Source organism: Limnobacter parvus, from assembly GCF_024623725.1.
In the GTDB taxonomy this organism is placed as follows: Bacteria; Pseudomonadota; Gammaproteobacteria; order Burkholderiales; family Burkholderiaceae_B; genus Limnobacter; species Limnobacter parvus.
Window position 1 is genome coordinate 42,086 of sequence record NZ_JANKHG010000014.1, and the last position, 21,658, is coordinate 63,743.

Here is a 21,658-nt window from a genome sequence, read left to right on the forward strand (position 1 = left end):
GCCTTCTTTATGCCGATTTCATCAATCTCCAGGCTCGCAAACATGGGCTTGCAAAACCTGCACTGTGCATCCGTTCCTGTCGGGCTGCGGGCACTCCGCGCTTTGGGAAAAGCACACCCCGGCGTAAATCCCGAAAAGCTGCTTGCCACCTGCAATCAATTGTTTGGCGAGCCGCGCAACTACACATTCATCGGTTCAACCTCCTTGCACCTGCAAGCCCTTCGATTTCTGAAACCTGAACAAACCTTGCCGTTGCCCAACGACCTGGATGTTACGGTGAATTCAACGGGTATGCGCCAGTTCAACAACATCGGCAAGCGCGTTATGGAAGATCTCCAACTGACATCCGATCCGTGCGGCATTGTTTTCATGCCACGTGAACGCGGCGACACCCTGAAAATTGATGTGACTTCCGACCATGAGTTTGGATTTGCCAAGTACACGCAATGCCCCAACTCCATTGAAGGAATGAATGTGGCGCAAATTACTCACACCTACGACGAAGACCTGCTTCGCTTGATTGACCCGCTTTACATTGAACTGTGCGGCGGGCTGGACAACACCAAAAGACTATTCAATGAACGTTGGCAGCATTTTGATCAAACACAGTTGCGAATGCTAAGCATGACTCTGTGCCCGCCCATTCAAGCAATACTCAATTTTTCTCTTAAACCTGTTTCGGATGTGGTGGTGATCAATCACAGCACAGGTCGTAACCAGGTCAAATAAGCTTGGAATTATATGGAACACATGAATTCAGCCCCCACAACCCCACGTGATCAAATCATTTCAAACCGGAGTTTTTTTGAAACCCCACCGGCCTCGCAAACCAAAGTGAACTCGAGCAGCGAAGCAACGCGTGCATTGGCACAAGCATTTCCCCAGGTAAACGCCGCAAGCCTGCTAAGCAATCTGCACCAGTTTTTGGGTTCTAAACACAATTACAGCATTGCGGGTAGCGCTGCGCTTTACATTCATGCGTGCTTGGCCCCCAACGCAGCCAATACCCTGCCTGCAAGGCCTAATGATCTGGATGTGGTTGTGAATTACGCAGGCTTAACACGCAGCGAATACATGGCGACAAGCATTCAGGAACTTGGTTTTGTTGAGGCGGAAATGCACCCCGGCCGATACCACTACACAGACGCCGCCAACGGGCACACAGTTGACGTGGACTTGATACCCGAAAGCCGTCGATCTTTTGGAAGATTTTTAAGAGATGCACAATGGGTAGAAGACTTTCAACTGGCCAAGCTGGATGATTTACTGGATGCGGCGCACGAGCAAATCAGTAGTAATTCCTTGTCTGCAAAAGACCTAAGTGCCGAGAAAAAAGCGCACATACAAACTAGATTGAATTACTTCAACCGACAATCGTAATGATTCTCGCAAACTTGGTAACAAGGACCTGGAAGTAAGTTCCCTCCATTTAAGTACAGGTGAGCCACGTTTTTCAGTTCAACTGCCGCTCTGTTAGGTTTTCTGTACCCACCTAACACTTCGGAGCAACTCAATGACATCAGTTTCAAACTTCGTTGAAACGCAATTAGGCTGCAGGCTTTCAGCCGGGCTGGCAACAAGCAATACAACTGGACTTGCCACCGTTGCCGCGAACGCGCCAAGGCGCCTGAACTCGTATCTGTATGATGCCGTAGTAGGCCTTTACCAAGAAATAAGGCTTGACGGTCGCCTTTCAGAAAATGACTTGAATCTACTTCTTGATTTGAGCGAACAATCCCGACAAATAACATCATCGCCATTGACACAAAATGCCTTAGAAGAATTTGGTTTCATGTGCCGAAGGTACATGCAGTTGTTAAACAACTCCACACAGACCAACGCACCCCAGATCATGAACAAGCAGGTGGCGAATTCAGCATTCCCTAACGCGGTTCCGAAACACACCTTGATTGCCACGAACGGTCAACTGTTTGAGCACTACACATGGATCAACTCGACAGAATTGGTGCGCATGAATTCGAGATATTCGTCGGTCAATGGGCTTCAAGCCTTGAAAATAGACAAAGAAAAAATTCATACCCGGTATGGCGCTACAGAGAGATTAGCGAAATGCGCAGTGGGCAAAGGCTCGTATGGTGTGGCTCGTTTAGGTCGATCCGTAAATGATGATCAATACATCGTCGTTAAGAAATCGCACCCAAGATATACCGACGAATTGCCCCAAGCGCTGCTCAAGATCATAAAGCCCAAAAAAGTGGCTGTTATTCCACACTTGAATGATGGCTCTTTGGCAGGTGTCTCTAAAGTGTATGCCTCACATTTGGCCGCCTCAACGGCCTCGTCAAGAAGCGTAAGCGGAGCTTCTTCGTTTTCATATCTTGAACTGGGCGTCGCTGATTTACATGGCTTCATTGTCGATTTCAATTTGCTAAGATTTGTCGTTGAGGGGGGGCTCAGCTCGGAAGGTCTGGGTTATGAGCTGTTGCACGACATGTGTGTTTCCCTTGTCCGAAACACCAGCAAACAGAAAAGCAAGTCTGAAAAAAATGCCTTGATATTGGCGCAGATCGATCGGTTGAATCAAAGTCCATTTACCAATCCATACAAAGTTCGACGGTTCTTGAACCGACTGGCTTATCAAATGCTTGAATGCGTACAGCAAATGCACAATCGCAACGTCGCACACAACGACATTAAACCCAACAACTTTGTTTTGGCAAATCATGATGGCAAACTTCGGGTGAAACTGATCGACTTTGATATGAACTCCGCCATAAAACAAACAGCTGACATACCGCTGGTGACTTCCACCGAACTCTATTCAGCACTGCAAAGCCTCGCCTTTGAAGCGGACCTTGATCCCGAAAGCCGCGATGCCTACGCTGTAGGATGCTCGATTCATCAGATATGTGGTGATGCACCAATAGAAATCGCAGGCTTAAGAAACAGGATTAAAAGCGAAACTTTGGAATTCATGGGGATAGATATGAAATCCGTTGAAGACCGCCAAAGGGTGGAAATCATGCAAAAGATTATTCCGGAACTGGCTAGCTTGAGTCAGGTGGCAGACTTGTTGTGCCAACCCGATACGGAAAAACGATATTCTGTTGGGCAAGCCATGGAGAACATCGTGTTCAGTCAGAGTAATTCCATGGTCAGCGAATCCGAATTCAGCGAGTTGGCCATCACTGCGCTGCGCGACGGCGGGCTGATCAGTAAAGAATTTAAAGAACGCCTATTCCCCCCAGGAAACCAGGAAGCAGCCATATTCAATGAACTTGAAATATCGCGTGCCAACAAGAAAACAGCGCGGGATTATTTACTGAAGCAATTCACCGACGAGTACGGCGAGCGCGAATTAATGGAACGCCTTCAATGCGTTGATCAGGCGGTTTGCTGACTCATATTGCTGACCTGAACCAGAGTGTTGTGCGCTTCAATTTCACTTTGGCAGTGCATACGGCACTGTCCACAACCAGAACATGCACCGGTTTTCATGGTGATGTCGTCTACAGAACCACAACCGTTGCGCACTGCTTCAGAAATGGTGCTGTCACTAACGTTGGCACAAATGCAGACGATCATGGCGAGACCTCAAAAGCGTTGAACTTGATATTAATAATAATGATTCGCATTACTATAATCAAGTATTTTTTCAACGCACTTTGAAATCGTTGGTTTCTGATAGATATCGCTTATTCTGAAACACCCATCATGGACTGCTCAAAATTCTGCAGACCCACCCGGTCAATCAGGCTGAGTTGGGTTTCCAGCCAATCAATGTGTTCTTCGGTGTCGTCCAGAATGACTTGAAGAATGTCGCGTGACACATAATCACGCTCTAATTCTGCGGTCGCTATACCATCTTTGATGGTCACTTGCGCAGCACTTTCCATTTTCAGGTCACTTTCCAGAATTTCGCGAGTGTTCTCGCCAATCATCAGCTTGCCAAGGTCTTGCAAATTGGGCAAACCATCCAGCATCAACACACGTTCAATTAACAAATCTGCATGTTTCATCTCACCAATTGATTCCTCGTACTCCTTCTTCTTAAGTACTTCAAGGCCCCAGCTTCCAAAAATTCGCGAGTGCAGAAAATACTGGTTGATCGCCGTGAGCTCGTTCTTCAATTGAGCATTCAACGCGGCAATTACCTTGCTGGAACCTTTCATCGTTCTTCTCCCTAAGCACTTAATTTGATTCAATACGACAGTGTACAACGCGGGCCAAGGCAGCCAAAACCCTTTTCCTGCAAGACTTTTAAAAAAACCCTTGCAAAATCCAAAAAGCTAAATAATAATGAGAACACTTCTCGTTAACATCTTTCCGAACGAGATTGCCGTGGGTCTACCGCTCAATCTCCTTCTTCGCAACAGTTGGCATCCTCGTCGGTGGCCTTCCTTGTTCGGAAAGATCCTCCTTGACCAGTCAGCAATTCGCTGACTGGTTTTTATTTGATGTGAAGTGAACAAACTTGCTTTGGTGCCGATGTGGCAGACTGCGAAAGGCATTTGCTGATTTAATGAATACCCAATCTGTTTCGATGAGTTTTTCTCTGAATATCCATTCGCAAAAACTGATTAACACGCTGACATTTGCCGCAGTCTTGCTGCTGCATGCATTGGGCCTGGTGTGGGCTGCGCAACAACTCAGTATTACTGAACCAGCAATTACACCACCCAGCGTGGTTGGCGTGTTGGTGGCTCCAGAACCTGTGCCTGCGCCGCCACTGCCGAAGGCGGTTCCGCCATCATCCAAGCCCGAGCCCAAACCTGTGCCCAAACCCAAGCCCGTGGCAAAGCCGACTCCTGAGCCCAAAACCGAGCCTGCACGTGAAGTCGCCTCCGAACCCGTGTCACCAGCTGCGGCGAGCGTGCCCGCGCCTGCGGCACCGTCAATGCCGCCAGCCTCACCGGCGCCCGAGGCCTTGGCCCCGGTGACCCCACCACGCACCGATGCCGCCCATTTGAATAATCCGGCGCCGCAGTACCCGGCATTGTCACGCCGACTGGGTGAACAAGGCCGCGTATTGCTGGACGTTTATATTTTGCCCAATGGGAATGTAGGCGAAATCAAATTGAATCAATCAAGCGGTTTTCCAAGGCTGGACAACGCCGCCCTTCAAGCCGTGAAAACCTGGAAATACGTACCCGCCAAACGGGGCGACAAGCCAATTCCGTTTTGGTACGTACAACCTGTTTCCTTTGTATTGAATAACTGAGAACATTGAATTTAAGCGAGGTTTATTGAAATGGAAAACAACCCTTACGGCATGGCTGCCATGTGGGCCCAAGGCGATTGGGTCATCAAAAGTGTGGCATTGTTGCTGTTGATTATGTCGATTGCGTCTTGGTATGTAATTATCAGCCGCAGCATTCGCCTGTATCGGCTTCGCAAAAATGTGGGTGCAGTCGACCAGTTCTGGCACACCCACAGCTTTGCGGAAGGTTTGCAGGTGTTGGGCAAAGACACCGGCAACCCTTTTCATCACATGGCCATTGAAGGCCAGGCTGCGGTGAACCACCACAGCACCAATAAAGACGACCTGCACGGGCAAATCAGCCTGGCCGACTGGCTTAGTGAGGCTCTACGCGGCGCGATGGACGAAGCTGCCGAGAAACTACAATCAGGCCTGTCAATTTTGGCTTCTGTGGGTTCCACAGCACCATTCGTCGGTTTGTTCGGAACAGTGTGGGGCATCTACCATGCGCTTGTGGCCATTGGCGTGTCGGGTCAGGCCAGCATCGACAAAGTGGCTGGCCCTGTGGGCGAGGCATTGATCATGACCGCTTTTGGCCTCGCTGTGGCCATTCCAGCCGTGCTGGGTTACAACGCATTGACACGCGCCAACAAAGGGCTGCTCAGCAAATTGAACCGTTTCGCACGACAATTGCATGCTTACTTTCTAACCGGTTCGCCCATGCAGAAAGATTCTGCCGTGCGCACCATGCCTTTGAAAAAGGAAGCGTAAGCCATGTCGTTCAATTCTTATGACGACCAACAGGAAATGAGCGAAATCAACATGACCCCCTTGGTGGACGTGATGCTGGTGCTGCTGATCATTTTCATTATCACTGTGCCGGTGATTACGCATTCCGTGAAAGTGGATTTGCCGCAAGCCAGCCAGCAGCCCACCGAGGTGAAGCCTGATGTAGTCACGTTGACCGTGCAGCGCGATGGCAGCCTGATGTGGAATGACGAAACACTGACTTTTGAGAACCTGGAGCTTCGCTTTCAAGCAGTGGCGCAGCAAGACGCGCAACCCGAACTGCGCATTCAGGGCGACAGGGCTGTGGAATACGAGAAAGTTGTGCAAGTGATGGCAGCCGCGCAACGCGCTGGCGTTGAAAAACTGGGATTTATGACGGAACCGCGTGGTACTCCGTAAATTGACTATTTACCATTCACCAAGGCCATCCGTTGAACAACGCGATGGCTTTTTTATACCCCCTTGCAGTGACCCACCCGACACACTGCTTGGCGTGTCACGGGCGCAATGCTAGCGTGTGCAATTGCCTGAAACAGAGAGACCATCGAAGCTTTTGATTTGATGATGTGACAAGCAAATTGTCGCAAAGTCATGCGAAACTTGAACGAACAGTCAAGTTAAACACTTTTATTCTCTATTTGTAATCATGTTATCCAATTGACGGCGCAACGCATGAAACCATCTTCCACGACTACTTCGGCCTTGAACCCAGGATATTTGTCCCGGTCAATTGGCCCACTTCACATTAATCTGGATCGCCAACTCTACAACATCAGCCATGTTTTGAGTTTCGAGCAATCCGAGGCCAACCAGCGCCTTTCAAGCTTTATTCAAAAAATGTTCAGCGGGCAAGTAGTCAACGGCACTGAACAGCGCCCCGCCGGCCACTGGGCGTTGCGAGCGGCCTGCAATGCGCAAGCGTACCCGGCGCCCGTGTCGCTGTTGGTGAATGGCCGTGATGAAATCGAATTGGCCAGGCAGGTTCAGGAACACATGCAACTGTTTGTCGAGCAGGTGCGTTCTGGCCGCTACACCACACCCGATGGAGTACGCTACGACAGCATTTTGCACCTGGGCATCGGTGGTTCAGACCTTGGACCGCGCTTGCTCAATGATGTGTTCAGCAAACTTGAGCTGGGTGGTGAAGATGCGATGAAAATACGCTTCGCTGCAAATGTAGACTTTCATGAAATGAAAGCCGCACTGGCTGCCTTGAATCCAAAAACCACCTTGGTGGTGACTGCAAGCAAATCATTTTCCACCCGCGAAACCTTGCACAACGCCCAACATATTTTCAAATGGCTGGATTCAGCAGGCCCCGACTACCGCGGAAAGGCTTTGGTGGCGGCCACCTGCAAACCTTCCAAGGCGATGGAGTTGGGAATTCCACCCGAACGCATATTCGAGTTCAGCGAAACCGTGGGTGGCCGTTATTCCCTGTGGGGGCCCGTGTCCATCGGCGTGCGCATGGTGCATGGCAACTTGGTATTCAATGAATTGCTGGAAGGCGCCGCATTGATGGACGGTCACGTGTTACAGAGCAAGGCCAGCCAGTGCATTCCCACCCTGCTGGCCATGAGCGATTTGTACAATCTGGAACAAGGTGTAGCCTCGCTGATGCTGAGCCCCTACGATTCCCGCTTGTCCCAATTGGTGCCTTACCTGCAACAATTGTGGATGGAATCACTTGGCAAAGGCGTGAACAACCATGGCGAGCTGCTGTACAAACCGAGCTGCCCAATACTGTGGGGCGATGTGGGTACCAACGGTCAACATGCGTTTTTCCAAATGCTTCATCAAAGCAGAATAGCAAGCTCGGTAGAGCTAATGGCCATTATTCACCCCAATCATGATGAAGAGCAGTCTCACCAAGTACTTCTTTCTCATGCTTTGGCGCAGTCTGAAGCATTCTCGGTGGGTCGCCTGAACTCCATGGAAGAGCTTGCCGACACTGTGAATAATTTCAAGGCGTGCCCAGGTAAGCGGCCGGTGCAAATGGTGTTTATGGACTCTCTTACACCCTATTCACTGGGTGCGCTATTGGCCATGTGGGAACACCGCACCGCTGCATTGGCTGCAATGCAGAACATCAACCCGTTCGATCAATGGGGCGTAGAACTTGGCAAGGGCATCGCGGAACAGCTGGAACACAGTGTACCTCCTGGCGAAGCCCCAGCTGAAAATCCGGTTACAGCACACTTCATCAATCATTTCTTAAAAAACGCGGGCCAACGATGAACTGGCAAGCACTGCAACTGCCTGCATGTGGTCTGGCGGAAAGCCCCCGCTATGCCCATGGCTGCTGGGCTTGGGTGGACATTGACCAGCGGGTGCTGTACCGGCTGAATCAAAGTGATATTTTGAGTTCGGGGCAACCCAATTTACACGCCCTTGAGCTGCCCGATGAAATTGGCTGCGTGCTGCCCACCGCACGGGCCGAAACCTGGGTGCTTTTGGGTCGCCAAGGCGCATGGCTGCTTGAACACAATTCACTCACCTTGAAACTTGCTGCGCCCTTCGATTCTGCCAAACACCGGTTCAACGATGGACGGGCAGACCCGGCAGGCCGCGTGTGGATTTCATCGCTGGTGGATGCTCGCAGCCCTGCCACTGCTGCGCTGTATTGCATTGAATCAGGAAAGGCAGAACTGAAGATAAATGACCTGATTGTGGGCAATGGCCTGGCATTTTCACCCCAAGGAAATTCCATGTTTTTAAGCGACACACGCCACAAGTGCCTGTGGCGATTTGACTTTGACAGCGCCACAAGTGTGCTGAGCAACAAGCGTTTAATCAAGCAATACACGGAAGGACCAGCGCGTCCAGATGGCGCCTGTTTTTCAAACGACGGGAGCTACTGGGTGGCCATTCTGGAAGGTTACCGACTTGAACGTTTTTCCGAGCAGGGTGAGTTTATGGAAAACATAGAAATTCCGCTAGCCAAACCCACCATGCCCTGTTTTGGCGGCGAGCACGGGAATATATTGCTGGTCACCTCGGCCAAAGCCGATGAAAAACTTCCCAACAAACCTCGCTTCGGTGACGTCAGTTTGATTGCCTGCGAATCTGGTTTCAAAGGCCTGCCAGAGTCATTTGCAAACCCCGCTCACTTGAATTGAAGTTTTTGATCCTCCCCTACTTCGCGTAGCGGCTTTCAATCAGATTCTTTTTAAGACGTGCCATATTTTTTTGCACGCTGTCGCCCAATTGCAATGCAACCTGGGTGGCCAAAACATCCACAATACACAGATGTAAAAGTCGCGATACCATTGGGCTGTATTGCTCATAATATTCGCCATGGTCGGCAGGGATGTGTACCTGAACCTCTTCAGCCAGCGGCGAACCTGATGCTGTGATGGCAATGGTTCCCGCACCGGCCTGCCGCGCAATCCGTGTGGCGTCGAGCAGGTCTTGACTTCGACCAGAATTGGAAATGATGATCAGGGAATCGCCCTTGTTCAACATCGACGCAGCCATTATTTGCAAATGACCGTCCGAATAGGCTTGCGCAGCACACCCCATGCGAAAAAATTTGTGCTCAGCGTCCAGAGCGATGAAACCTGAATTACCCACACCGTAGAAGACCAGGCGCCCCTTGGTTGAAATTGCCTTCGTGATCAATTTGGCGGCTTGACTAATTGGTTGGGCTGGCGCCGTGTTCCGGAAGTTACTCAAGGTGTGAATTGCATTGTCGAGCACTTTTTGAATCAGTGTTTCACCGGTGTCGCCTTGTTGCACAGCCTGATGAATGAAGGGCACACCTGAATTCAGACTGGCCGCGAGTTTTAGCTTGAAGTCGCTTAAACCTTCGTAACCCAGGGTTCGACAAAATCTGACCACAGAGGGGCTGCTGACTCCAGCCCGCTTGGCCAGGGTTGTGACTGGCAACTTTTGAAAGCCACTGGGGTCTTTCAGCACCAGCTGCGCAACTGCTTGTTCTGCGCCAGACAACTGCTCCAGTTCCCTGCGAATTCGATCCAGAAGATTCATACGCGTATCCCAAGACAGGTTACAAAGTAATAAAATTACATTGTACTAGTGTATTAAGCCGCGTGACTTGAAGTATTGAACCAACACATTGGGCTCAAAAGGCTTTGAATAAAAAGCGTCGATGCCCGCCGCCATCGCCCTGGTGTACTCTGCCAAACGCGAGCCTGCGGTCACAGCGACAATCGGCGTCTTGATGTGTTCTTTCATGTCACGTATGTGACGAGTTGCGCTGAAACCGTCCATCACAGGCATGTGCAAATCCATCAGTATTGCGGCCACACCCACACTTTTGTCTTGAAGCATCTCAACTGCAAGTTGCCCGTTTCCAGCCACAATGACTTGTGCGCCCAACTTGCGCAAACGTATGGCATTAATTTTTGCAACGGTTGCATCGTCTTCAACCAGGAGTAATTTCAAGTTGCTCAAGGGCAATTCGCCTTGATTGCTGTTTGAGGTCAAACATTGACCAATCGCCTTGCCCACGACCTGCAAGGGCAGATGAATGATGGCTTGAGTGCCCTGCCCCAGTTCACTCTGCAGCTTGAATTGACCCTTCATCAGTTCAAGGTATTTGTGGGTCAGATAAAACCCCACCCCCATGCCACCACCGCCACGGCTTCGTCGCTGAGACTGATTGGCAAATGGCTTACCAATGGTTGTGACCAAAGATTCTTCCATGCCCACACCGTTGTCTTGGACTTCAAAACGCAGTTGCGAACCTTGTTGGGCATCAAATGTAATTTGCACTTGAATTTGACTGGCATCGGAAAATTTCAGTGCATTGTCAATCAGCCCGTGCATCATACGACCCAGACGGATTTTGTCACCCAACACCAAAGGATCGAAATCGAATTTTTCTCGAATTTTCAGCAAATGGATTTGACCTGGATGTGCGCGTTGAACCAGGCGCAAACGGTCCAGCCACAGGGCACGAAGATCGAACTCTTCTTCCTCAAGCTGGAGTTCACCCAGCATGCTGTCAGCGTAATCCATCAACATTTTTACGCTTCGAGTCACATCGATGTTGGCTTTGTCCAAATCCTGAAACAACTCGGCCTGGTCTTCATTTAGTTGTGTGGCCGAAAGTTGATTCAACATTTCGAGCGAATTGTTCAGCGGAGTTCGCAACTCGTGACTTACAACATTCAAAAAATAGTTCTGCTGGCGTACCACCTGCATTAATTCTCGAGTCTTGTGACGCAAGCGTTCGTTGCCCATCCGAAGCTCACTCAGCACGCGTGCTTGTTCGCTCACATCGACAATAGCCAGGGTTAGTGTGATCGCATTTTCGTACCGAAGAATGGTTATTCCAAGCTGCACAGCAATTTCATGCCCGGCTTTGTGAAGCGCAGGAAAATGTTGTACGCCAGCGCCCTGACCAACGACCCGACTTTCGTCAGATTGAACAAATCGGTTAAAGAACTCCCCATTCTTAGAGCGTATTTCAACAGGTAACAAAATGCTGAAGGACTGCCCCAACAGTTCATACACTTCGTACCCGAAGATGTCGGCACAAAGAGTATTCAACTTTAGGATTTTCCCAAGCTCGTCGACCTGCATCAAACCAATTGGGCTTTGCTCCAACACATCGGGGGTGGCATTTTCAGAGTTCAAGGTGGACCGGTTTGCATGGAGTAATGCTGAACAGTGTGACCGACCCAAAAAAAGCACAAGGGGGCATTAAGACGGTAAAGCCCCCTCTACTTTTGCAATTGATAAATTAAAGTTCTCGAAACCTTAAAATTGCGACTCAATCAATTTCGGAAGGCAGTTGAAGACCAACCTCGCCTCGAGTTTACTGGCCCGGCCGGCAAAGGCACACCACCAATCAGTTTCTCTGAGGCTGTGCCATAACGCAGCCAGGTTTGAGTGGGTTGTGTACCCACGCCGGGCTGGGTGTAATCACACACGCCTTGAGGAAATATTTCTTTGACTTGCACCACAAAAGCTGCGGTGTCGATGATGGACAAAGCGCCAGCATAATCAGCGGCATCCACTGGCTTCAATACGCATTTGTTGGTCAAGGTACGAATGTCGTCGCCTGCCACTGTGCGTGGTGTTCCAAACCGAGTTTGAACCAAGACATGCTGCAACGCTGCCACAGGGCCTGTGAGTTGAGCCAACATGCCGGTTGGGTCAAATGCCGACAAATCCAGCCCACACACCTGATTGCTCAACTGATCAAAAATTTGCCCAGCCTCGGGAGGTGGCTTGGGAATGCTGCTGGAGTTGACCACCGGCAAAATTGGCTCTGGATAAAACAAGTTACCACTCAAGGGTATGAAAGGGCCATCGTCAGCGTAAATGCTTTGAGCAGACAAACACTTGTCGCGCGCTGCGGCAGGTTTGTTGGCCACCACTTTTTCAGGCAAAGGCTTGTTACTACCATCGGCCTCAATCTGGCTTAGCCAGCGGTCCATCACCAACAGCGCTTCCGTGCTGTACGTGGAGTCGCCAGCCAACACAAGCTGACCAAACCAAATGACATGATTGTCAAAATGACCCTGGACGGCATTCAGGCGCGCGCGCATTTGCCAACTGTGAAAGGCATCATGTGCAATGCCGGGGTCAGGACCACGCAAATCAATAATTGGAATATTGCTAAGGTGTTCGGCCGTGTTCACCGCACCCGTTTTGTAAGCGTTGGTCAATGCAAGCGGGTCGGCCACGGTGCGGTTTGCCACACGCTGAATGTCCACATCAAAACCACCGATATTGCGGTTCAAGTCCAAAAACTGGTCGGCGGTGATTGTGCCTTGCTGCAGGGCGCCCAGGCCATATTGCACGCCCACGTTGTCCAGGGGAATGCCGCCAAAACCCCGACCGATTTTCTTCTCGTTTTCACTCCACACATCGACTGTTCTAAAACCAAATTGCGAACTCATGTAGTCAATCAAACCGCAGCGCAAACCACCAGGATTGTTCACTGGATCGTAAGGTGTCGCCGCGCCATTCAGTCCACGGCAATTGCCTGCAAACGGAAACGCCTTGGGGAAAAACGCATTGTCGGACAACACAGGGTTAACAGGCAAATGCCCATACACTGCGCTCCACTGCACAAAAGGCAAAAAGTTTTGATTGAAGTTTGGAAACTGGCTGGAATTTTCGGCCTCATTGACACCTGGGTAACGGTTGCCAAAGTAGGAATTCAGCAGGTTGTAATCCGCAAACTGGGAAGCCGTGGTCCACACATCCGGATAGGAACACTGCACGATGATGCCCTGGTAAATACCAGGGTACGCATTGGCAATGTGCTGCTGGGCAATTGCCCCACCCGAACAGCCAGTGCCCATGGTGTAACGAATTTCACCGTATCGCTCCACGATGCGTTCTTTCACCATCATCAGCGATTCTGCGGCTGTCACCAAATTCACGTTGTGCCCCAAATTGGCCAGCGCAGTTGATGTGGCAATGAAGCCTCGACCCAGCGCCACGGTGATGCTGTCACCCAACAAGAATTCCGCACCATCCGGTGCAGTGCCAGAGATATCACCATTTGGCGGGTTGCCTGGCCCGTAGGTTACACCTACGTTGCCACCATGGTGAATCAACACCTTGCCGTTCCATTGAGGCTGGGGTTTCCAGGGTTGCCAATCCTCTGCGGGATTGAACAAAGTACGAATTTGGTAGCGGTCACGGTTTTGTACACCACGCTCGGTGCGAACAATGAACGGCACGGTGGTGCCATTGTCGGTTGTGGTGGTTGCGATTTCGCTGGCGGGTGGCGGGTTTTCAGGGTCGTATGGCAAGAAGGTAGGTGCGAATTCCTGTTCTTGAAAATTGGAATTCATCAACACATGCTGCAATTTGTTGGCTGGTAAATATGAAAAACTGAATTCTGCAGGCTGGTTGCATTGTGCATCCATGGCGGTCTCATTGGTGCAAGTCCAAGGCTGCACCTGAGGCCCCGAAAACACAGGACCACCGTTGGGGTGATTGATGACTGTGGTCACAATTCGCCCCGTATTTTTAAGTACAGCCATGATGCGGTTTTCACCCAGCGCCAGCCCTTCCAGGCGGCCCATGTAACGGCCATTTTCTCGCATGGAGAATTGATCACTTACATCCAAAGTGCCCAGCATCACTTTCACATTTTCCAAATTGCCTGGATTTTGTGCAGTAATTTCAATCAGTACATTGCCATCACTGATTAAATCGGATCGATTAGACAGTATTTGAATGCTGTCGCCCGGCTCCAGCTCAACGGGAGTTTCTTCATTGGGATCGGTCACTGTGGGGCCATCGCCACTTGCCACTGTGGACGAATTGCCACCACCCAGGCAGCCTGAGATCAGAGCAAGCGTGCTTAAAGCAAGCGCAAGGTGAATTGATTTGGTCATGATTTCTTGTAAGTTTGAATTGTCTCCAAACCTTCATACTTCATGCCCTCATTTTCAGATTCACCTTGTAAATCAGTTACTTACTTTACGAAGTAATTTACTTAAGTACAAAGACAAGAATTACTGACGGTGTTTTTTCGGCATGATGTGGATCAAACCCAATTCCATTTCAACCACGCAGGACGCTCCTTTCTTCAAACCAAGGCGCTGCATACCGGGTACCGCCATTTTCAGATTTTCAAAGGGAGCAACATCCATGATCAGGTCGATCAAACTGAGTTCGCCCAAATCCCGGTGACTGGCCACATGAACGGGCACCAGCACAAATCCGTGGCGTTGCAAATTGTAACCCTCGGGTTTTAAGGCGAGTCCATCGCTGTGGACCACCCAGTTCACCGGAAATCCAGCAGGAATTTTCCCCTTGTCTTTCACGCAAAGTTCAAAGCTGTTGACATCGTCGGCTTGTTGGGTGTCCAAGTTTCGTGTCCACTTTAGAAGGCCGACACCGGCTGCATCAGCTGGCCCCAGCCATGTGCCGTGAAAGCGGTTTTGTATGCCCATCAAATCAGCCACGCGGGAATTGCGGGGCCGGCGGTGCACATCGAATGCAAGCCCTTCCTGCAACACTTCCCCTTGGTCCAGCACCACAAGCTTGTCACACAGCATGCGGGCTTCGTTCAAGTCGTGTGTGACCAACACAATTGGGATGTTCAAATCAGCACGCAATTCAGCCAACAAACGGTAAAGGCTTTCGCGGTTCATTTGATCGACGGCGGAAAACGGTTCATCGAGCAACAACAGTCTTGGCGTTCTTGCCAATGCACGTGCCAAGGCCACTCGCTGTTGTTGCCCACCAGACAATTGCGCTGGCTTTCGCAAGGCTTCATCAGTGCTTAGTCGCACGCGCTTTAACCACTGCAGCGCTTCAATAATTCGATCAGTTTTGGGCAAGTGCTGCAACGCCAAAGCCACATTGGCTGCTGCGCTTAAGTGCGGCATCAATGCATAGTTTTGAAACACCAGGCCAACCCGGCGTTGCTGCGGGGTTTGAAACACGTTGTTGGTAGTGTCAAGCCACACCTGCCCACCCACTTGAATGCGACCTTTTGCAGGTTTCATCAAGCCCGCCAAGACTCGAAGAATTGAGGACTTTCCCGCACCGGAAGGCCCCACCAAAGCAAGCAACTGGCCCGCCTCACAGCTGAACTTTCCGCGAAGCGGCATTGGCTTTTGTTGTTCAAACTCGATATGCAAGGAATTGGCTTGGCTCATTTGTTGTGCCTTTTGCGCCCCGACAACAACAGGGACGCAGCCACCGCTGCCAGTGAAAACAACAGCAAAGCCAGCGACATGACATGGGCAGCCCGCATGTCGAAGCTTTGTACGCTGTCGTATATCGAAATGGCCAGGGTTCGAGTTTCCCCCGGAATGCTGCCACCGATCATTAACACCACGCCAAATTCACCCAAGGTGTGAACAAAGGTCAACACCATGGCCGACAAAATACCAGGCCAAGCCAACGGCAATTCAACTTTCAGGAAAATGGCCCAGGTGCTTAAACCGCTGACCTCTGCAGCCTCGTTTAAGTTATGGGGAATGGATTCAAACGCACGCTGTATGGGCTGAAACATGAAGGGTATGTTGAACAGCACAGAAGCCAGCAATAAACCGGAAAAATTAAAGGTCAACGACACACCCCAGTTATTCTGCAACCATTGCCCAATCGGCGAGCCACCACCCACCGCCACCAGCAGGTAGTACCCCATCACCGTGGGCGGCAACACCAATGGCAGTAAAATCGCTGCTTCAAGCCATGCGCGGCCTTTGAATTCGGTTCGGGCCAGCCAACGCCCTGCCCACAAACCCAGCGGAAGCAACACAAGCAAGGTGCTCACCGCGAGTTGTATCGAGAGGGAAAAAGCAGACCAGTCCATCATGGGCCCCCTGGTTTGTCATAGCCATACCGCTTCAGAACTGCCCGCGCTGCGTCGGTTTTCAGGTAATCAAGGAATGCGATCGCTGCTACGTTTTCAGGCTTAATCAAAACCATGCCTTGAATTAAAGGCTGATGCCATTCACGGGAAATCAAGGTGTACTGGGTTCTCGCAACCAGTTCAGGTGCCAAAGCCAGTGACAAGGCCACCAAACCACCCTGAGCCGCCCCGGAGCTTGCAAATTGTGCCGCTTGCCCCACGTTTTCACCAATCACCAGATGTGCTTGAAGCACCCGCCACAAACCCGCATGAATAAGTACTTCTTTGGCGCGCATGCCGTAGGGCGCCATGCTGGGGTTGGCAATCGAAAATTTTCGTATACGCCCATCTTGCAGGGCTGCAGACAAGTCTTTCAACGTGCCGTCAGGTTTTAATTTGCTTCCATGAGGGACAAGCAACACCAGGCGACCCTCAGCGTACGCGTGCACTGGTGGCGTGGCGAATTTTTCATCCACCAGCTTTTGTGGGAAATCCATGTCAGCAGACAAAAACAAATCAAAAGGCGCGCCTTGTTTGATTTGGCTGTAGAAGTTGCCTGATGAGCCATAGGCCACTTTCAATGTGTGGCCGGTGGCTTGCGAAAACTGGGGAATGATTTCAGCCAGGGCATGGCGCAAAGTGGCTGCAGCGGCCACGGTGGCACTGCTGGCTTGCGCGATGCCCGCCCAGGCCAGAAAGAATATACACGCGACGGTTCGAACCATGGCGGAATTCCGGAACTTTAAATGCTGCGTTGATTCACACGTTTTGACAATTCTTCCGCCGACTCTACACGCTCGGAATAACGGTCCACCAAATATTGAGCATGGCCGCGGGTCAGGAAGGTGAACTTCATCAACTCTTCCATCACGTCCACCAGCCGGTTGTAATAGGCTGAGGGTTTCATGCGGTTATTCTCGTCAAACTCCATGAAAGCTTTGGCGATTGAAGACTGATTGGGAATGGTGATCATGCGCATCCAGCGACCCAATACACGCAGCTGATTCACCACGTTGAACGATTGGGAGCCGCCACAAACCTGCATCACCGCCAGTGTTTTTCCCTGTGTGGGTCGCTTTGCACCGCCCGTTAGGGGCAACCAGTCGATTTGGGTTTTCATCACACCAGTCATTGCACCATGGCGCTCAGGTGAACTCCACACCTGCCCTTCGGACCAGTCTGCAAGCTCACGAAGTTCCTGCACCTTGGGGTGCTGCTCATTGGCTTCGTCCACCAAGGGCAAACCTTCCGGATTAAAAAACTTCACTTCGGCCCCCATTAACTCCAGCAAACGCCCGGCTTCTTCGGCGGCGAGACGGCTGAAGGAACGAGCACGCAATGAACCGTACAAAATCAGGATTCGCGGTGGATGCTCCAAGCCATCACCCATCAAAGCACGGTCAGGTTGCTTGAAACAATTCAAATCGAGATTGGGTAAATCTAATGAGTTCATAAAATTCAAATTTCCTTGAAGCATGAAGAACCACTTAAAACCATGCGACCGACATTTCCGAAAAATAGATCACCGCCACATAACGCAGGGTTTTACCAATACCCACCAGCAGGATAAACAGCCACAGGTTCACACGCATGATACCGGCAACCAGGGTTAGTGGGTCGCCACCGATCGGCATCCAGGCCAACAGCAGACTCCACACGCCGTACTTTTGAAACCAGGCCTGCATTTTTTCAATTTGCTCTGGTTTGAAATAGAACCATTTTTTGTGTTGAAAGTGCAGCAGGTAGCGCCCCAAGTACCAATTAACCACCGAGCCCAGAGTATTGCCAACCGACGCCACCAATAACAACAGGCCAGCAGGTTCGCCTGCACGGATCATGGCAAACAACACCACTTCCGAATAAAAAGGCAATATGGTAGCGGCCAAAAACGCTGAAATGAACAACAGGGAATACGACATAGAGCTAAAACGCTTTAAGTGGGTTGCCTGCATTGTTGCACAAGCCATTTGAACAGGCGCAGGTGCTGCGGGCGGTACAACAAGTATTCGGGATGCCATTGCACGCCCAGCCAGTGGCAATTTTGGCTGGGTTCTACACCTTGCACAAACCCGTCCAGATCGCGGGCCACAGTTGAAATGTCGACGCCCAGGGTATCTATGGCTTGATGATGCAAACTGTTAATTCGCAAACGGCTGGCTTTCAGCACACGGGCCAAACAGCTATTTGCGCGCAACACTGCGGTTTTTCTGGGCAACACAGTACCCCGGTTAGAGGTCAGTTGTCGACGCAACCGAATGTCCTGGTGCAGGCTGCCGCCACGGCTTACATTAATTAGCTGGGTTCCACGACAAATGCCCAACATGGGTAGCTTGTGGGCCATTGCCCATTCAATGTGAACCTGCTCCAAAGCATCTCGCGCTGGGTCGTAATGCGCTTTGGGCACTTCATCTTCACCGTACAGCGAGGGGTGTATGTCATCTCCGCCGCTGACCACCAGTGCGTCAATCTGCTCGATCGGCCAATGGTGCTTTACGCTGATTCGACGTGCTGTGCCACCGGCAAGCCACACAGCCAGCCTGATACAGAACCAGGAAGGCGACCACCACTTGGCGTTGCCGGTTACACCGACAACAGGTTTTCGTAAATATGCGCCAGTTCCTGGTGCCAAGGCTCTTCCTTTAAATTAATCAGATTGTCGTTGTAAACAGTCCATTGCTTGCACATGGACGTCAATAAGACCGGGTCAGCAGCGAGGTGTTCAACCACACACCAAATATTCCAGCAATGGGACAATTCCCAATCCGGATTCTCAATTTCACAGTTGGGTAAACGGTAATGAAATGTCGGTCTGGCATTCACGCGCTCATCGGTTACCGCAGCGGAAACGCGCGCATCGTCGATGTACTTGAACAAGGGCAGCAAATCCATGCCACGGTTTCGCGTTGGATTGTGTTCAAGATAATCATCAATGATTTGGGACACGCTCACTGCTTCCGTGTAAGCCATGACAGCTTGCACATAACGCTTTGGATACGAGTCGATGTAAGGCGTAAGGCGGCGCACCGGATCGACTTCGTGCGCTTTGATCAACCAGTTTTGCGCCAGGCAGTAGGCCTGGATATAGGCAACAAGGGTTTCGGAATCAAAGGCGGGCAACTCGGCGTTGATGTGCACCCCAAACGCATAAATCAGAGAATCCGAGGTACCCAACGCACCCGCTTTTTGCAGGCTTTCCACCATGATATCCAGCACTTGCAAATCGCTGACCGGAATGGGTGGACATACAATTTCCAGCGGAACGATTTGACGTGCAAGGTCAGTCATCAGGCTCATGACCATGTCTTCGCTGGCACCCTGCTCCTGAAGGCGCCGCCGCGCCATATTTTTGGCAAAGCTCCAATCGAGCTCAATCTTGAAATGACCAAACTGGGGGTGCCGAACTTTGCACTCTGCCTGCGTGTCCAATTCAATTTCGCCGCTCAACGCGTTGGCCAAGGCGTTGGATGCTGTTTTCAAATCCAGCCCAGCAAACTCGAGTTCAAAGCCGACTGTACGTGGCTCGCCTTTTTCATTCAAAGGCCAGGCGGTTTTGGCGTACTTGCTGTGCATAGTTCAACCTTCAATATAAAAATAAAAAGCGGCAGGCCAGTGAAGCCTACCGCTTTGAGAACGGCTTGGTTGCAGTAGTTGCTTACACCACAGTCAACTTTACATCCACATTGTTACGGGTTGCATTGGAATAGGGACAGACCTGGTGTGCTTTTTCGACCAGCGCATTGGCGGCAGCTTTGTCCATTCCATCCAGCTTAATACTCATGTCGACGGTAATTGCAAAGCCAACACCTTTGGGATTGCCACCAATACCAACAGTCGCGGTTATTTCAGGCTCGGAAGGCAAATTAATTTTATCTTGACCGGCCACGAATTTGATTGCACCGATAAAACAGGCTGAATACCCGGCTGCGAACAATTGCTCGGGGTTCGTGCCGTTACCACCGGCCCCACCCAGTTCTTTGGGAGTGCTTAACTGCACACTTAAGCGTCCGTCTTCAGTGGCTGTGCGACCTTCGCGGCCACCTGTTGACGTGGCTTTGGTTGAATAAACAATTTCCATAATGAGCTCCTGAATGTCGGTAAAACAAATGGAATGCAATAGTTACTGCAATAACGATTAATGCCCATGTTACCTGATCAAGAATGCAGGTACAAGCGGTCAGGGTTTTAACAAGCGATCGCGCAGCGAATCAAGTTCGCCTTTCAGGCGGTGCATTTCCTCAATGGGCATGCCGCATTTTTCGAATACACAGGCATACACACTCAGCGCTTTTTCGCGGATCTGCTTGCCTTCTTCGGTCAGGTAAATTTGCAACTGGCGTTCATCGTCGACGCTTCGGTTGCGGGTCAGCAAACCTTGTTCCGCCATGCGTTTGATCACAGGTGTGAGCGCGCCGGGCTGCTGCCCAAGCTGACGAGCCACATTGATCAAACTAACCCCATCTTCTTTCCACAAGATCATCATGACCAAATATTGAGGAAAGGTCAGCCCCAAGGGTTGCAACAAAGGTTTGTATACCTGGGTGATCGCCAACGACGCGGAATAAAGGGAAAAACAAAGTTGATTGTCCAGCGCAAGAGGGTTTTCAATTTTCATGGTGTGGGCATTTTGACCAGTCAGTGCAAGTTACCCAAGTGTAAGCTTTCAAACGCTTTGAGTTATCCTTGTCTAGGTCAATTCAAGACATTTAATCAAAGCAAATCAACTACTTTGGCAATGGAAAAGGCGCGGTCTTGCGGATTTTTAATTTTCAGTGCGGCCTGAAAACCTGGGCTGTACTGCAATTTGAGTAGTTCTTTGTAAAAATCATAGTCTTTTTGAATGCCCAAAGCAGCACGGCGCATGTTCAATTGGGCTTCCTGAAAAGCTTTGCGGTTTTTGGGAAAATAACGCTCTACATGCGACAAAGCAAATACATCCGCATACAATTCCTCACGGTGGCGTCGCTGAACAGGGCCGAAATCAATGTTTTCTTTCATTTGCACACAGTGGCCCGATTCATGTGCAAAAAAGGCTTCGTACACCACTTGCTTGGGCAAACCTTCGAAAAACTTGAGGTACTGCTCGAAGCTGTGCCAGGTTTTGTCGCGGGTACTGATCATGAAAGTACAACGCTTCAAGGGCGCATTGTATTGAACCATCAAGGGTGACTGGTGCGGTATTTCCTTGCCGATCAACTTGAATTCGACTTCGTAACCATGCATGCGGCCATAACCGCGCGCCACGCTGCCGGCAATGTGATCGATTAATTCAGCATCGTCAAAGTCTTCAAACCCATTGCCCTGAACCGGGCTTGAACACAAGGCAAGGGCACAGGCTAAGGCTGCGCAAGCTTGCTTGAATCGCAATGAACTTCCCACCAGCCTGTCTCCTGCTTGTACTCGTACCC

Annotated in this window: 23 protein-coding genes; 8 read left to right on the top strand and 15 right to left on the bottom strand. The window is 50.6% G+C overall.

The annotated features are described in order from the left end of the window. Nucleotides 1-9 precede the first annotated feature (9 nt). The 3 genes from NSP04_RS02490 (at nucleotide 10) to NSP04_RS02500 (ending at nucleotide 3,361) form a co-directional block, all read left to right on the top strand. Nucleotides 10-729 (top strand): hypothetical protein, encoded by a 720-nt coding sequence (locus NSP04_RS02490; RefSeq protein WP_257510761.1) that lies wholly within the window; start codon nucleotides 10-12, stop codon nucleotides 727-729. Between the two features lie 21 nt (nucleotides 730-750). After that, complete coding sequence (locus tag NSP04_RS02495; protein ID WP_257510762.1) at nucleotides 751-1,380, top strand: hypothetical protein; 630 nt, start codon at nucleotides 751-753, stop codon at nucleotides 1,378-1,380. Between the two features lie 133 nt (nucleotides 1,381-1,513). Continuing rightward, nucleotides 1,514-3,361, top strand: a complete 1,848-nt coding sequence (locus tag NSP04_RS02500; RefSeq protein WP_257510763.1) for a protein kinase domain-containing protein — start codon at nucleotides 1,514-1,516, stop codon at nucleotides 3,359-3,361. Here NSP04_RS02500 and NSP04_RS02505 read toward each other — a convergent pair. Together NSP04_RS02505 and bfr are read right to left on the bottom strand one after the other, a co-directional pair. After that, nucleotides 3,346-3,546 carry a (2Fe-2S)-binding protein gene (locus tag NSP04_RS02505; protein ID WP_257510764.1) on the bottom strand — a complete coding sequence of 67 codons (201 nt, stop codon included), beginning with the start codon at nucleotides 3,544-3,546 and terminating at the stop codon, nucleotides 3,346-3,348. The genes NSP04_RS02500 and NSP04_RS02505 overlap by 16 nt on opposite strands. Before the next feature lie 110 nt (nucleotides 3,547-3,656). Continuing rightward, entirely contained in the window at nucleotides 3,657-4,133 is a 477-nt protein-coding gene (bfr, locus tag NSP04_RS02510) for a bacterioferritin (protein WP_257510765.1), read from the bottom strand. A gap of 350 nt (nucleotides 4,134-4,483) precedes the next feature. On the opposite strand from bfr, the gene NSP04_RS02515 reads away from it, so the two are divergent. The 5 genes from NSP04_RS02515 (at nucleotide 4,484) to NSP04_RS02535 (ending at nucleotide 9,069) form a co-directional block, all read left to right on the top strand. Continuing rightward, nucleotides 4,484-5,182, top strand: a complete 699-nt coding sequence (locus NSP04_RS02515) for an energy transducer TonB (RefSeq protein WP_257510766.1) — start codon at nucleotides 4,484-4,486, stop codon at nucleotides 5,180-5,182. Nucleotides 5,183-5,212: 30 nt separating this feature from the next. After that, entirely contained in the window at nucleotides 5,213-5,932 is a 720-nt protein-coding gene (locus tag NSP04_RS02520) for a MotA/TolQ/ExbB proton channel family protein (protein WP_257510767.1), read from the top strand. 3 nt (nucleotides 5,933-5,935) lie between these two features. Then, entirely contained in the window at nucleotides 5,936-6,349 is a 414-nt protein-coding gene (locus NSP04_RS02525; RefSeq protein ID WP_257510768.1) for an ExbD/TolR family protein, read from the top strand. A 273-nt stretch (nucleotides 6,350-6,622) separates the two neighbouring features. Next, nucleotides 6,623-8,188, top strand: coding sequence for a phosphoglucose isomerase-related protein (locus NSP04_RS02530; protein WP_257510769.1), 1,566 nt, complete (start codon nucleotides 6,623-6,625; stop codon nucleotides 8,186-8,188). Next, nucleotides 8,185-9,069, top strand: coding sequence for an SMP-30/gluconolactonase/LRE family protein (locus NSP04_RS02535; protein ID WP_257510770.1), 885 nt, complete (start codon nucleotides 8,185-8,187; stop codon nucleotides 9,067-9,069). The genes NSP04_RS02530 and NSP04_RS02535 overlap by 4 nt, the downstream gene beginning before the upstream one ends. A 16-nt stretch (nucleotides 9,070-9,085) precedes the next feature. Here the strand turns inward: NSP04_RS02535 and NSP04_RS02540 are convergent, their stop codons facing one another. The 13 genes from NSP04_RS02540 to NSP04_RS02600 all read right to left on the bottom strand — a co-directional run bounded on the left by NSP04_RS02540 (nucleotide 9,086) and on the right by NSP04_RS02600 (nucleotide 21,629). Further along, a complete protein-coding gene (locus tag NSP04_RS02540) occupies nucleotides 9,086-9,940 on the bottom strand; it encodes a MurR/RpiR family transcriptional regulator (RefSeq protein WP_257510771.1) in 855 nt (284 codons plus the stop codon). A 45-nt stretch (nucleotides 9,941-9,985) separates the two neighbouring features. Continuing rightward, the gene (locus NSP04_RS02545) at nucleotides 9,986-11,554 is read right to left on the bottom strand and encodes a hybrid sensor histidine kinase/response regulator (RefSeq protein WP_257510772.1); all 1,569 of its coding nucleotides are present in this window, start codon (nucleotides 11,552-11,554) and stop codon (nucleotides 9,986-9,988) included. A 140-nt stretch (nucleotides 11,555-11,694) separates the two neighbouring features. Then, on the bottom strand, nucleotides 11,695-14,280 hold the full coding sequence (locus NSP04_RS02550; RefSeq protein ID WP_257510773.1) for a DUF6351 family protein: 2,586 nt from the start codon (nucleotides 14,278-14,280) through the stop codon (nucleotides 11,695-11,697). Nucleotides 14,281-14,400: 120 nt separating this feature from the next. Next, the gene (locus NSP04_RS02555) at nucleotides 14,401-15,552 is read right to left on the bottom strand and encodes an ABC transporter ATP-binding protein (protein ID WP_257510774.1); all 1,152 of its coding nucleotides are present in this window, start codon (nucleotides 15,550-15,552) and stop codon (nucleotides 14,401-14,403) included. Continuing rightward, a complete protein-coding gene (modB, locus tag NSP04_RS02560; protein WP_306815216.1) occupies nucleotides 15,549-16,217 on the bottom strand; it encodes a molybdate ABC transporter permease subunit in 669 nt (222 codons plus the stop codon). Before modB ends, NSP04_RS02555 begins: the two co-directional genes overlap by 4 nt. Beyond that, complete coding sequence (gene modA, locus NSP04_RS02565) at nucleotides 16,214-16,978, bottom strand: molybdate ABC transporter substrate-binding protein (protein ID WP_257510775.1); 765 nt, start codon at nucleotides 16,976-16,978, stop codon at nucleotides 16,214-16,216. The genes modB and modA overlap by 4 nt, the downstream gene beginning before the upstream one ends. Before the next feature lie 17 nt (nucleotides 16,979-16,995). Next, nucleotides 16,996-17,706 (bottom strand): arsenical resistance protein ArsH, encoded by a 711-nt coding sequence (arsH, locus tag NSP04_RS02570; protein WP_257510776.1) that lies wholly within the window; start codon nucleotides 17,704-17,706, stop codon nucleotides 16,996-16,998. Between the two features lie 34 nt (nucleotides 17,707-17,740). Further along, nucleotides 17,741-18,205, bottom strand: coding sequence for a YqaA family protein (locus NSP04_RS02575; RefSeq protein ID WP_257510777.1), 465 nt, complete (start codon nucleotides 18,203-18,205; stop codon nucleotides 17,741-17,743). Then, nucleotides 18,187-18,882 (bottom strand): gamma-glutamyl-gamma-aminobutyrate hydrolase family protein, encoded by a 696-nt coding sequence (locus NSP04_RS02580; protein ID WP_257510778.1) that lies wholly within the window; start codon nucleotides 18,880-18,882, stop codon nucleotides 18,187-18,189. Before NSP04_RS02580 ends, NSP04_RS02575 begins: the two co-directional genes overlap by 19 nt. Beyond that, nucleotides 18,834-19,823, bottom strand: coding sequence for an amidoligase family protein (locus tag NSP04_RS02585; RefSeq protein ID WP_257510779.1), 990 nt, complete (start codon nucleotides 19,821-19,823; stop codon nucleotides 18,834-18,836). Before NSP04_RS02585 ends, NSP04_RS02580 begins: the two co-directional genes overlap by 49 nt. An 82-nt stretch (nucleotides 19,824-19,905) precedes the next feature. Beyond that, nucleotides 19,906-20,328, bottom strand: a complete 423-nt coding sequence (locus NSP04_RS02590; protein ID WP_257510780.1) for an organic hydroperoxide resistance protein — start codon at nucleotides 20,326-20,328, stop codon at nucleotides 19,906-19,908. 99 nt (nucleotides 20,329-20,427) lie between these two features. Next, entirely contained in the window at nucleotides 20,428-20,865 is a 438-nt protein-coding gene (locus NSP04_RS02595) for a MarR family winged helix-turn-helix transcriptional regulator (protein ID WP_257510781.1), read from the bottom strand. Between the two features lie 95 nt (nucleotides 20,866-20,960). Continuing rightward, on the bottom strand, nucleotides 20,961-21,629 hold the full coding sequence (locus NSP04_RS02600) for a hypothetical protein (protein WP_257510782.1): 669 nt from the start codon (nucleotides 21,627-21,629) through the stop codon (nucleotides 20,961-20,963). Between the last annotated feature and the right edge of the window lie 29 nt (nucleotides 21,630-21,658).